Below are 12,381 nucleotides of genomic sequence, written 5' to 3' on the forward strand. Positions count from 1 at the left end.
TGGCCACAGGTCCTACCGACTGACACTCTCGGATGGTAACCGGAGAAGAATTCCCAAGGGTACTCACCGACCGACGGACAATCGGGCACCCTCGGGTCGTAAGGAAGCGGGTCGCCGGAGATGGTCATCAGCCCCTCCGGTCTGAAATCGAGTTGCGTCACCTGCGGGCCATCGCTCACCCGTCCCGTACAGGTCCCGCTCTTCGAACTGCACCGGCCGCTGCAACCAGAACCACGCACCCACCAGATAACAGACGAACGCCACGAGCAGCCCCGGGATCACCCACGGTGCCCACAGCATCCACCGCGCCGGCCCGCGGCGCGAGGTCTTCACCGCGTCTTGAGCGTCTGCGTCCACGTGATCTCCTGGGTTATCGGCTGGAACTGACCCTCCGTCTCCTGAAGGTGCTTCATCTTGTCGAAGGGCGGCACATGGTAGGGGCCGAACGGCGCTTTGTCAGTCCACGGGATGCGGGTCGCGGACTCGGGTGTTGTCACGTTCGTCGCCGTGATGGTGACGACGGCGGTACCGTCGGCGTTCAGCTTGGTCAGGTCGTAGGTGTAGTCGAACGAGCCGATGAACGCTTCGGGAAGGTTCCCCTCGATCCCCGCGCTCGCGATCGTGTTGAGATCGCGTGGCAGGTCTTCGCCGCGTGCGTCGTATCGACCTTTCCGCTCCGGGTTGGATTCGCCCAGGGAGGCGGCCACCGGGCCCGCCGCGTTCGCGAAGTTGGCGGCGGCTCTCTGATCCCTCTGGACCTGCGCTTCCGTCGCAGACGTCACCAGTTGGTGCAGGGCGGCGGCATCGCCCGCCGTCTCCGTGCACCTGGCCCTCCACCAGGCCTCGAGGGACTGGCGCCCCACATCGACGATGTGGTCCCCCGTCCCATCAACGGGCGGCAACGAACCCGTGGGAAGCACCTCGTGCAGGCCGGATAGCTTGGAGGCGGCCTGAATGACCGCCTCGGGCGCGATACTTATTTCCACTGCAACTCGAACCTTTCAGCTTCGCGGAGACCGCTCATGTCTCCAACACCAGACTAAAAAGTATCAGCCGTGGAAAGGGACTCCCATAGTCGGGCGGCCCCGGCTGGGGCGGAGGGCTCAGCTCACCAGCGCTCAACGATCCACCCCGCGATGGCGTCGAGGGTGCGGGCCGCGCCGGGATGCGACGGCTCGTTGATGTGGGCGTGGTCGGCGTCGGGCTCGACGTGCAGAGTCACGTCCCGGCCCGCGTTCGCGAGCCGGGCGGCGAACGCCTCGCCGGAGGGCCGGAGTCCGTCCTGCTCGCAGACGACGACGAGCGTCGGCGGGAAGCCGCCGACCGAGCCGAGGCCGGGGAAGGCGTGCGGGTCGTGCAGCCGGGCCTCCGAACCCGCGAAGTTGAGCAAGAGTTGCGCGGTCGGCGACGACGGATCGGGAACGGCGCCGGGATGGCCGCCGTCCGGGTCGAGCGCCGGGTAGACCAGCACCTGTCCGGCGGGCAGCGCCTCCCCGCATCGCGCAGCCGCGCGACCGCGCCGGCGGTGAGGTTGCCTCCCGCGGAGGCGCCGCCGAGCAGCAGGCTCCCGGGATCGACACCGAGAAGCTCCGCGCTGTTCGCCCGGGCGTACCGCCAGGCGGCGAGCACGTCGTCGGACGGCGCCGGGAAATGCACGTCGCCGAGGCACTTCACGTAGTCGACCGCGAGCACCGGGATGCCTCGGGCCGCGAGCTCCAGCGCCACCCAGTTGGACTCCGGCATGTCGAGGTACCCGCCGATGAAGGCGCCGCCGTGCGCCCACACGAGCGCTGCGCCGGCGTGCGGCACGGTGTCGTCGCGGTAGAGGCGCGCGGGCTGGGGGCCGCTCGGAGCCGCCACGACGAGGTCGCGCGTCCCCACGTGGGCGAGGCGCGGGAACCGCCGCTTCAGCGACGCGGTGTCGACGTCCGACCGCGGATCGGCGGGCTCGCCGTGCTCGCGCAGCCAAGCGAGCGCCTCCGTCAGCGGCAGGGCGCGAAGGTCCGGCTCGGTGTCCGTCATGTGCGCGCCCTACCCGGCGGGTTGCAGCGAGCGCATGCTCGCCCGGATCAGGTCGTGCTGTTTGCGGACGAGCAGGAGCGGGTCGACCTCGCCGAGCTCGGCGAACGCGTGGCCCTCCCACTCGCTCGACCAGTAGCCGCGGTAGCCGCCGTCCACGAACACCTTCACCAGCTCCGGGTAGTCGATCGCCGGCTCCTGGCCGTGCTCGTCGATGTCGTAGAACTTGGCGTGCACGTGCAGGATCTGCGGCATGATGTCCGACCACTCGTGCGGGTCGACGTGGCCGTGCATGTTGAAGGCCAGGTGGGCGAACGAGCCCAGCCGTCCCGGGTCGAAGCCACGGGAGTTCAGGTAGCCGATGAACTCCTGCTGGCGGTCGCGCATCGAGGCGTCCGTCGCCCAGATCTCCTGGAGCCGGAGCACCTCCCCGTCACCGAGGCCTGCGCGCCGAACGGCACGCAGCAGCGTCGGCGACATGCTGTGCATCGTGGACGAGAAGTCGGCGACGAAGCCGAGCAGCGGCGAGTCGAGCTCGGCGTAGACGTCACGCACTTTCACGATCTCCGGGGAGTTCGGTCCCATCGGCGCGTGGATCTCGTACGCGAGCTTCAGCTCGAGCTCTTCTGCGACGGGCAGCAGGCGGCGCAGCAGGTCCGGCTTCGCCGACTGGATGCGGACCAGCGGGAAGCCGAGCTTCTTCGCGCCGCGGAACAGCAGCTCGCTGAATTCGAACTCCTCGTCGGGCGTCATGTCCCTGTCGCGCCGGCGGCCCATGTCGAGGTTCGCCCCGAACGAGCTGGCGTCGAAGCCGTGCCGGTCGAAGGCGTCCCGCCAGGTGGCGACGAACGCGTCGGACACCACCGGGTAGGTCGGCAGCGCCTGGGACGCGACGATCTCGATGCCGGGGCCGATCCCGAGCTCCGCCACCCGGTCGAGCAGGCCGTCGAAGTCGAACCAGCCTGCCCGGAACTCGGCGCTCGCGGAGTACAGGGTGAGGCCGAGCTGGAACGGGTCGGCGTCGGTCGCCTCCGGCGCGGGCGGCACGTCGGTGACGAGCGCGGGCGGCGCGGCGTCGTGGTCGGTGGCCGTGAGCGTCAGGCGCTGGTGGACGACGTTGGGCACGTAGATCCCCGGGCCGCCGTCCTGCCCCGGCGCGATCTGCATGTACGGGAGGCGCAGCTCCCCGTGCAGCTCGACGTCGTACGTCTCGCCGAGGGCGGCGGCCGGTTCGCGCCGCACGATCAGCAGCGGGTGCGATTGCAGGTACCAGAGCACGTCGCACTGCTGCGGGAGGTCGGCGATCCCGTACCGCACGCCGTCCAGTTCGAAGGTCAGATCCTCCTCCGGCACCGCCACGCCGTCGAGCGTGAGGCGCAGCGTGGTGACCGACGAGAGCCACAGGCTGCGGTACCACGGGATGGTGAGCGCGAGCGCGAGGCCGTCGGGGTGGACGCGCAGGCTCGCGTCGTCGATGAGTCCGTTGGGCATGGTCAGTTCCTGTCTGCGAGCGCCGGGTCGGCGGCGGCGCGGTCGGCGGCGGCCGCGCGGTCGGCGGCAGCCGCGCGGTCGGCGGCGATGGTGCGGAGGAGGGCGTGCTGGCGGCGGAGCTGGTCGGGCGCGCGGTAGGGCTCGTGGTGGCCCTCGTATTCGCTCGACAGCCAGCCGCGGTAGCCGGACTCCACGACGACGTCGAGGATGTTCCGCCAGGGGATGTAGTGGTCGACCAGGTCGTCGTCCACCTCGTAGAACTTGGCCTGGAAGTAGACCGTGTGCTCCATCACGTCGGCCAGGTCGGAGACCGGCACGAACGGCACGACCGGCGGCCGGGCCGAGCCGTCGCCCATCCGGAACGAGGCGCTGCCGCCCCGGCGCGGGTACGGGGACAGCTCGAAGACGCCGGTGTCGATCAGGAGGCCGAAGTGCTCCGAACCCGTCCGCTGCTTGAAGTCGATGTACTCCTCCACCACCGGCGATTTGATGATGGTCGGCCAGTGGATCTCCGGGCAGATCACGATATCGAGGTCGGCGGCGAGCTGGAGGTTGCGCTCCACGACCTCCTGCCAGATCGCGTCGACCCGCAGGTCCTCGGAGATGACGCCGATCTTCGGGCGCACGAACGAGAAGCCCAGTGTGGACGCGAGGCGGAGATCGAGTTCGAGCTGCGCCGCGCCCTCCTGCACCGTCATCCCGCGGCCGGGGAACCGCCGGGTGTCGAGCCAGGAGCCGTAGAGCGTGGGCGTGAGCCCGAGTCGCTCGTTGCGCGCGAACCAGGCGTCGATCCAGGCGGTGGAGGGGTTCGGGTAGTCCTCGACATGGCCCTCGCCGAGGATCTCGAGGCCTGCCGCGCCGAGATCGGCGACATCCTCGATGCACTCCTCGACGGTCATGGTCACGCCGATGTCGTCGGTGTACGAGTAGAGCGAGACGCCGAGGCCGAAGGGGAGGTCGTCGGTGGTCCCTGGAAGATCGGTGGTCCCTGGAAGATCGGTGGTCCCTGTCAGATCGGTGGTCACAGCACGATCACCGCCTTCCGCGATGCGGTCCAGATCGAGGGCTGCAGCTCCTCCGGGATGTACGACATCCGCAGCCGGAGCTCCAGGGTGACGTCGTGGATGCCGCGGGCGAGGCCGCCGGCGCGCGGGACGGTCAGCACCGCTGCGTGGCCGAGCGGCCAGCGGGCGTCGGGCGACTCCTGGAGCTCGGCGAACGAGAACTCCCCACGGTGGCGTGGCCGGTCGGCAGCGTCCAGCGGATGTCGTCGCCGCCGAACCGCTCGCCGTCGACGGTCACGGCCGGCTTCTCGATGAGGTTCGCCCAGAGCCCGCGGTAGTAGGGGCTGCGGACACGCAACTGGAATCCGGTGCGCGCGCCCGCCGGCCCGACATTGCGGAAGCCTGAGGTCTGTATCAACTGTTCTTCGAGCATTCGATCCTCGTTTCTGTGGTGCTGGGTCGTGTCAGTGCCGCGCCTCGGCCGACGCCGTCGCGCTGAGCCGCGCCGCGGCCTCCCGGGCGCCGCGGACGGCGATGGCGACGCTCATCAGCGTGGGGTTCATGGTCGTGGCGGTCGGGATCAGCGCGTTGCCGCCGACCAGGAGGTTCTCGAAGCCCCACACCCGGGAGTACGGGTCGGCCACCGAGCTGCCGTCGTCCTCCGCGCCCATCCGCATCGTGCCCTGATAGTGGAGGCTGGAGCCGTTGGGCAGCAGCCGCGGGTCGGCGACGAAAGCGCCGAGCGCGTTCCCGGCGCGGCGCAGGCGCTCGGTGGCCTCCGCGATCTCGCCCTGCTCGCTGTCGGTGAGCGCGTATTCGATGGTCAGGTTGGGGAAGCCGCGGTAGTCGGGCTCGGCATCGTCGAACGTCACCGCGTCCTCGAAGCGCGGCTGCTTGCGCATCCCGTAGCCCATGTTGACGTAGCCCCAGCGGTTGCCCGCGGCCGGGTGCGCCGGGTCGAGCGGGAACGGCGGGTTCTCGGCGTACATCACCTGCAGCGAGAACGGGTGGCCGGGCTCGGAGAACGGGATGCGGTTCACTGCGGCGACCGGGTCGGCCGGGTTGAGCGCGCGGCGGGCGAGCTCGCGGTCGAGGTCCGCCTCGGTCGCGTACCGCGCCATGCCGGCGGGGTCGAGGGCGACGGTCGAGATCACGACCGGGTGCTCGGTCAGGTAGTGCCCGAGCGCGCGGGGCCGGATGCCGGAGGCCCAGAGCAGCTGCGGCGAGCGGAAGGCGTCGGCCGCGACGACGACGAGGTCGGCCGTCACCGTATAGACGTCGTGGCTGCGCAGGTCCTCCACCGTGACGCCGGTGACGCGGCCGTCCGCGTGGTCGACGCGGCGCACGAGCGAGAGGTCGCGCAGCTCGAACCGGTCGGCGAGGCCGCTCTCCCGATCGAGAAGCGGGCCGAGCACGACGTCGGCTCCGGCCCACCGCATTGTGCCGTCCGGCTGGGGGTCGCCCGACACGGGGAGCGTGCCCGGGCCGTAGCCGTCGGGCAGCTCGGAGCCGAACTCCTCCGCCAGCAGCGACCGGATCGCGGAGCCGATCTCCGAGTCGGCGAACGCCGCGGTCTGCACGTGCAGCAGCCGGGCGGCCTCCGCGATCAGCTCGTCCCATTCGGCGTCGGAGATGAACGGGATGCGCTCGCTGAACGACGGGCTCGGCGTCGCGCAGGTCCAGTGCGCGCCCATGCCGCCGACGTTGGTGGAGGCGGCCGCAGCCGGGAAGCTCGGCGTGTGCGCGGAGCCTTCGCCGCCGAAGTCGAGCAGGTGCGTCCCGCCGCGGGCGGTGAACATGCCCTCGACGACGACCGAGGACGGGATGCCGAGCGACTCGCGGAAGGCTCCCGCCTGGGGCCCCTGCGACAGCTCGCGGGCCCGCTCCTTCTCGACCGGGTCGGGGATGTTGCGGACGTTCTCGCCGGCGATCGCAGTGAGCTGCGGTCCCGCCTCGAACATGACCACGCGGGCGTCGGGCACGGCTTCGAGCAGCAGCCGCGCGTACGCGGAGCCGATAGGCCCGCTGCCGACGACGGCGATGGTGGGGACGGTGTTCGTCGGGGAGGGGTTCATGGTGCTCTCCTGCTCAGGCGGGGATGGACTCGGTGGCGGCGTCGCGCAGCGCGCCGGGATCGTCGGACAGTCGGCGGTTCGGCAGCAGGACCGACGCGACGACCCCGACGAGGTAGGTCACGGCGAGCGCCACGAAGATCGGCACGAAGACGCCCTGGTAGACCCGGGCGATCTCCTGCTGGAGCGCGGGGCTCTGCGCGTGCGCGATCGCCGGCGTCAGGGTCGCGGCGTCGAGCCCGGGCGGCAGCATCGCGGCGACACCCGCGCCGATGAGGCCGCCGATCAGCGCCGTGGCGACCGTCGCGCCGACCTGCCGGACGAGGTTGACGCTCGCCGTGATCGAACCAGTCTCCGAACGCGGCACCGCGCTCTGCACGACCGCGACGATGAGGCTCATGAAGGCGCCCGTCCCGAGGCCGACGACCGCCATTGCGAGGGTCGGGGCCCAGAGCGGTGCGCCCGCGGGAAGCAGCGCCATCGCGCCGAGGCCGGCCGCGCCGAGCACCGTGCCGGCCAGCGGGTACACCCGGTAGTGGCCGGTGCGGCTGACGAGCCAGCCGGACGCGAGGTTGCTGACCAGCATCCCGAAAACCGTCGCGATCGGCACCAGCCCCGACACGGTCGCGCTCGTCCGGTACGCCATCTGGAAGTAGGTGGGCAGGTAAGAGGTGATCGAGAACAGGCCGATCCCGACGATGGCCGAGATCGCGGTGCCGGTGGCGACCGTGCGGTCGGCGAAGTGGGACAGGTTCACGAGCGGTTCGGCGGCCCGGAACTCGACCACGAAGAACACGGCGAGCGCGACGGCCGCGATGGCGAAGGCGATGAACGCGGACATCGCCTGCGCCGGGTCGCCCAGCCACGTGACGGCGAGCACGAGCGCCACCAGCCCGGCCGTGAGCGCGATCGACCCGCCGAGGTCGAAGCGCCCGCGCCGGCCCGGCTCGAGGTGCGGGACCGCCACGATCGCCAGGGCGAGCGCGGCGGCGCCGACGGGGACGTTGATCCAGAAGACCCACGGCCAGCCCCAGGTGTCGGTGATGATGCCGCCCAGCACCGGGCCGATGAGGATCGCGATCGGGAAGGCCGCGCCGATGATCGCCATGTACTTGGGCCGCTGCCGCGGCGTCGTGGTCTCCGCGATGATCGTCTGCGACATGAGCTGGAGACCGGCCGAGCTCATTCCCTGGACGACGCGGGCGACGATCAGCCAGACGATGCCGTTCGCGAAGCCGCACGCCACCGACGCGATGACGAACACGGTCACCGAGCTGAGGAAGACCGCGCGCGGCCCGACCCGATCGCCCAGCTTGCCGAGGATGGGCAGCAGGACGGTGCTGGCGAGCGTGTAGCCGACGACGATCCAGCTCATGTGCTCGAGGGCCCCGAGCTGGCCCGCGACCGTCGCGATCGCGGTGCTCACGACGGTGTTGTCGAGCGCCCCGAGGAAGGACACGGCGAGGAGGGAGGTGACGAGGAGGCGGAACCTCAGTGGCGAGAGCGGCATACGCGAGACCCGAACGATCGGGTGATCGACGCGACGGTTTGTGCCCTCGCCCGCGGCTTTACGGAGAGGAACGGGCCCACGGCCCCGACGTCATGGCGATTCTAGAACATTCTTTTGTCGTTTTTCAACCTAAGAGTGCCCTTTCTCGGTATTTGGCGCGGGAGCCGCACGAGCGAGCCGCGGATTCGTGCCGAATGTCGCTTCTCGCGCCGCGAAACGCGACATTCGGCACGAATCCTCAGGCGGTCGTCACGGTGTGGCGGTCGGAATCGGCGTCGGGGTCTCCACCGGCGTCGGGGTGCCCGTGGGCTGGGGCGCCGGCGTCCCCGTCGGCCCGGGCGCGGGCACCGGCCCGGGGTTGGCGGTCGGGCCGGGGGTGCTTCCGGGCGCGTCCGAGCCGGTCGGCGCAGGCGAGGGAGCAGGCGCCGGCACGGATGTCGCGCCACCGCCCGGCACCTGAACGGCGGCCGGATCGCCGGCGATGATGGCCTTCAGCTCCTGCTCGTAGACCAGCAGTCGGGCTTGCACCGCCGACAACCCGAGCCCCTGGAGGTTGTGGGAGAAGGCCATGATCTTCGCCCACAGCGCGGCGATCCGGCTCATCGTCGCCGAGTCGGGCTGTCCGCTCACCGTCAGCACGAGCTGATTCGCGAGGGCGGCGGTCATGCAGTCGATGCACCCGTAGTTCGCCGCTGCCGACAGGTTCTGCGGGACCACGACGTGCGTCTCGCCGACGAGGATCACGACTTGGAACGCCACCGCGACCGTCGTGCAGCCGGAACAGTGCGCGAAGGCGTACGCCGAGTTCGTGTTCAAGGCAGACTGGCCGCCCGTCACCCAGACCAGCGCGAAGGCGACGTCGTACAGCGTCGACCCGTTCGTGGTGTTCACCGCGAGCGCCTGGTTGTCGCCCGGACGCGGCGGGGCCGGCTTGTCGAACGGGAAGACCCAGGAGGGCGACCGGCCGTCGCGCGGGACCAGGACCATCGCGAGCTGCGGATGGTCGGCGGTCGGTCGAGGGTCGCTGCCCGGCCAGATCGTCTGCACCGCGCCCGTCGAACCGGCGGAGAGCCGGCCGGACTGCAGGGCGGCCGGAGCGACGATGTCCGAGAGCGTGCCGCGCTCGTAGGGCTGGATCGGCCGATAGGTCTGCGGGGCCGGCCACCACGCGAAGGCGAGACCGCCGACAAGCGCCAGCACCAGCGCGCCCGCCACGCCGCGGCGGACCGGCCTCCCGCGCGTGCCCATCCAGAGCCGGACGAGGCCGGTCCTGGCGAGCCGGACGAGGATGTACAGGGTGCCCAGAATCGGCAGAGCCGTCGCAAGCATGAGGACGAGCTGCGCCACCCCGGCGGCCAGGTCGCCGCGGCCGAACTCCAGCCCGAGCGCGTGACCGCGCGCCGCCAGCGCGGCCCAGGCCGTGGCGATCACGCGGGGAAGGGTCAGCACCATCGCCACCAGCGAGAACAGCAGCAGGGGGACCACGACCAGCACCCAGACGCTCACCACGGCCCGCGCCCACGGCCGGAGGGTCCGGGACTCCGGGCGCCGCCAGCGCCACGGCAGCAGCCCGAGCAGGGTCGGGCCGATCCGCTGGAACAGATCGGGCACACCGGTCAGGTCCGCCAGCACGTGGTACCCGTCGAAGCGCACGGTCGGCAAGAGCTGGTGGACCATCTGGAGGAGCTGGGTGAGCACGACGAGCAGCAGCGCATCCCAGCGCGTCGCGAACCAGACGCCGACGATGGCGACGGCGACGATCGCGTTGAAGTAGAGACCGCCGAGATCCGTACGGATGCGGCCCACCCGACCGAGCCGGTACGAGTCGGTGACGTCGGTGAAGAACGCCGGCCAGAACAGGTAGAGCCCCATCCCCATCCGGCCCGGGGTCGCGCCCCCGTATCGTGCCGCCGCGGCGTGACCGAACTCGTGGAAGCCGGCCGACAGGACGGTCACGGCGACGATCAGCAGGAGGACGCCCGGGTCCTGGAACGCGTGGTAGGTCGCCGCGGCCAGGCCCTGCACCATCAGCAGCCACCAGCACGCCGCGACGAACAGGCAGATCACCGGCACGACGACGAGCGGATGGAACAGCCGGGCGAAGGGCGCGGTGAGTCGCCGGGTGCGATCGGGGTCGGTGATCTCCTTGCGCAGCCGCAGCCCGAGCAGCGGGGAGGACCGCTTGACCTCCGGCTCGCCGCCATCGGCCCGCGTGAGGAGGCCCAGCGGGCGCAGCGAGGAGTCGACCAGGTGCGCCACATCCTCCGGCCGGAGAGCCCGGCCGACGCGCTCGCTGACGCGCTCAGCGATCTCCCCGATGTCGCGCGTGCCGTCGACCTCGTCGAGGATCGCGAAGAGCAGCGGCGTGAGCTGGAGGACCTGGCCGTCGCCACGGCGGGCGAGCGAGGGCGGCTCGCGGTACCCCGACCCCCGCATGGCGCCGATCAGTGTCACCCCGTGGGCGCGCGCGAGCACCTCGGCGGAGCGGTCGGGGCTCCCCGGGGCCGGCGAATCTCCGTGCTCCGCCGGCCCGTCCTCCTGCTCCGCCGGCCCGTGCTGCTCGGCCGGCGGCCTCGATGCGATCGTCACAGCGGCGCGTTACGGCTGCGCCGGGGGCTGCCCGATGTTCGACTGCTGCCCCGCGGTGGCGTCTGCGGAGCCGGTGATGTTCTGGTCGATCGTCGCGTCCTGGTGCGACACCGCCGCCGCCTGGCTGTCGATCGAGCCGATGTTGGCCGCCACGCTCGCGTCGATCGGCGCGGCGACGTTCGCGTTGGCCGCGACTGCGCCGTTGATCGGGGCCGCGATGTGGGCGTCCGCTGCGGCGTTGATGTTCACGTTGAGGAGGTTCCCGTCCGTGATCGAGCCTGGGGTGGAGGTCGACGTCGGCGGGGCCGTCGTGGTGTCGGCCGCGGGAGCCATGTCGCTCACCTGGTGGGAGTTGGCGACGGCGTCCGCCGCGATTCCCTGCTGGATGCCCGCGCTCTGGTCGGCGCCGGCGACGGCCGTGGATCCGGCCGAGAGCACGTTGGCGCCCGCGGAGGCCTCGATCGGGGCCGCCACGTTGGCGTTCGCCGCGACACCGAGGTCGACCGGGGCGACGAGTCCGAGCCCCAGGTTCAGGTCGGCGTTGAGATCGAGGATGGAGGCCACCTCCTTGTCGGGAAGGGGCGTTGCGGACTCTGCCGCGAGTTCGTCCGCGGAGAGCGGCTGCGGGTCGGCGGTGCTGTCGTCGTTCATCTGAGGCTCCTTCTCCGGCGCACGTCGCGCCACGGTCCGGTGCGGCCGGCGGGGTCCCGCCGGCGCCACGATTCCTGGAGACCGTACGTCCGGTCTTCTTCGCCGAGAAGACCGTTCACCTCCCGCAGGCGTCGTGGTATTGCGTGCGCGCCCGCTGGCCCACGCGGGAGCGCGGAGTCATCCGCGTGGGTGTGCGGCGGACCTACGGTGTCGGCCCGGTCACAGAGCGGCCCGCTCGTGCGCGAGGCTCGGGATCTGGGTGGCGAATTTGCCGCCGGACACGTCGATCAGCGCGCCTGTGATGTAGCCGGCATAGTCGCTCGCGAGGAAGCAGACCACGTCGGCGACGTCCTCCGGGCGCTCCCAACGCCGCAGCGACAGGGTGTCGAGCAGGCGGTTCTGGCGAGCCTCCGGGAGCTCGGCGAAGCCGTTCATGGCGGTGGGGATCATCCCGGGCGCGTAAGCGTTGACCGTGATGTTCCACGGCCCGAGCTCCGAGGCGAGCACGCGCGTGAACTGGACCACCGCCGCCTTCGACGCGCCGTAGGCCGCCGCACCGACGCTGGGGATGATCGCCGCGAACGAGGCGGCGTTGATGATCCGTCCGCGCCCGGCGCGCTTCATCGCCGGGATGACCGCCTGGGACAGGGCGAACACCCCGAACACGTTCACGTCGAAGCACGCCCGCCAGCGTTCGGGGTCGAGCGTCTCGACCTCCCCCTCGACGTTGATGCCGGCGTTGTTCACGAGGACGTCGATGCGCCCGAACTCGCTCTCGACGGCGTCGATCGCGGCGCGCACGGACGCGGCGTCGGTGACGTCGCAGTGGATCGTGCGGACACCCGCGAGCCGGTCGACCGCGTCGTCGAAGGCGAGGTCGAGGGCGACGACCGCGGCGTTCTCGGCGACGAACCGCTCCACGAGCCCGCGCCCGATGCCGCGGCCTCCCCGCTGACGATGACGACCTGCCCGGCGAAGTCGATGAACATGAGACCTCCAATAGTCATACTATTGACGACATCGTAGCGAGGCGGAGGGAGGTCCG

At 71.2% G+C, this 12,381-nt stretch carries 10 protein-coding genes and 1 pseudogene; all 11 read right to left on the reverse strand.

Annotated elements, in window-relative coordinates:
* Positions 1-329 precede the first annotated feature (329 nt).
* Positions 330-986, reverse strand: coding sequence for a hypothetical protein (locus ACRAWC_RS08020; RefSeq protein WP_431347252.1), 657 nt, complete (start codon positions 984-986; stop codon positions 330-332).
* A gap of 257 nt (positions 987-1,243) precedes the next feature.
* Positions 1,244-2,022, reverse strand: a pseudogene (locus ACRAWC_RS08025) (alpha/beta hydrolase); the annotation flags it as partial.
* Between the two features lie 9 nt (positions 2,023-2,031).
* A complete protein-coding gene (locus tag ACRAWC_RS08030; RefSeq protein WP_431347253.1) occupies positions 2,032-3,510 on the reverse strand; it encodes a C-glycoside deglycosidase beta subunit domain-containing protein in 1,479 nt (492 codons plus the stop codon).
* Positions 3,511-3,512: 2 nt separating this feature from the next.
* Entirely contained in the window at positions 3,513-4,535 is a 1,023-nt protein-coding gene (locus ACRAWC_RS08035; protein WP_431347254.1) for a sugar phosphate isomerase/epimerase family protein, read from the reverse strand.
* A complete protein-coding gene (locus ACRAWC_RS08040; RefSeq protein WP_431347255.1) occupies positions 4,532-4,675 on the reverse strand; it encodes a hypothetical protein in 144 nt (47 codons plus the stop codon). The genes ACRAWC_RS08035 and ACRAWC_RS08040 overlap by 4 nt, the downstream gene beginning before the upstream one ends.
* The gene (locus tag ACRAWC_RS08045) at positions 4,669-4,947 is read right to left on the reverse strand and encodes a C-glycoside deglycosidase beta subunit domain-containing protein (protein ID WP_431347256.1); all 279 of its coding nucleotides are present in this window, start codon (positions 4,945-4,947) and stop codon (positions 4,669-4,671) included. Before ACRAWC_RS08045 ends, ACRAWC_RS08040 begins: the two co-directional genes overlap by 7 nt.
* A gap of 31 nt (positions 4,948-4,978) precedes the next feature.
* Positions 4,979-6,589: a GMC oxidoreductase gene (locus ACRAWC_RS08050; protein WP_431347257.1), complete on the reverse strand. Its 1,611-nt coding sequence runs from the start codon at positions 6,587-6,589 to the stop codon at positions 4,979-4,981.
* A 13-nt stretch (positions 6,590-6,602) separates the two neighbouring features.
* A complete protein-coding gene (locus ACRAWC_RS08055; RefSeq protein WP_431347258.1) occupies positions 6,603-8,096 on the reverse strand; it encodes an MDR family MFS transporter in 1,494 nt (497 codons plus the stop codon).
* Positions 8,097-8,345: 249 nt separating this feature from the next.
* On the reverse strand, positions 8,346-10,685 hold the full coding sequence (locus ACRAWC_RS08060; RefSeq protein ID WP_431347259.1) for a hypothetical protein: 2,340 nt from the start codon (positions 10,683-10,685) through the stop codon (positions 8,346-8,348).
* 9 nt (positions 10,686-10,694) lie between these two features.
* The gene (locus ACRAWC_RS08065; protein WP_431347260.1) at positions 10,695-11,336 is read right to left on the reverse strand and encodes a peptidoglycan-binding protein; all 642 of its coding nucleotides are present in this window, start codon (positions 11,334-11,336) and stop codon (positions 10,695-10,697) included.
* Between the two features lie 219 nt (positions 11,337-11,555).
* Positions 11,556-12,257: an SDR family NAD(P)-dependent oxidoreductase gene (locus tag ACRAWC_RS08070; RefSeq protein WP_431347261.1), complete on the reverse strand. Its 702-nt coding sequence runs from the start codon at positions 12,255-12,257 to the stop codon at positions 11,556-11,558.
* Positions 12,258-12,381 lie beyond the last annotated feature (124 nt).

This window comes from Leifsonia sp. L25, from assembly GCF_050632895.1.

Bases quoted from the DNA above. Each gene is read 5' to 3' on its own strand.
- ACRAWC_RS08030 (WP_431347253.1), bottom strand. From the start codon at position 3,510: ATGCCCAACGGACTCATCGACGACGCGAGCCTGCGCGTCCACCCCGAC.
- ACRAWC_RS08045 (WP_431347256.1), bottom strand. From the start codon at position 4,947: ATGCTCGAAGAACAGTTGATACAGACCTCAGGCTTCCGCAATGTCGGG.
- ACRAWC_RS08050 (WP_431347257.1), bottom strand. From the start codon at position 6,589: ATGAACCCCTCCCCGACGAACACCGTCCCCACCATCGCCGTCGTCGGC.
- ACRAWC_RS08055 (WP_431347258.1), bottom strand. From the start codon at position 8,096: ATGCCGCTCTCGCCACTGAGGTTCCGCCTCCTCGTCACCTCCCTCCTC.
- ACRAWC_RS08065 (WP_431347260.1), bottom strand. From the start codon at position 11,336: ATGAACGACGACAGCACCGCCGACCCGCAGCCGCTCTCCGCGGACGAA.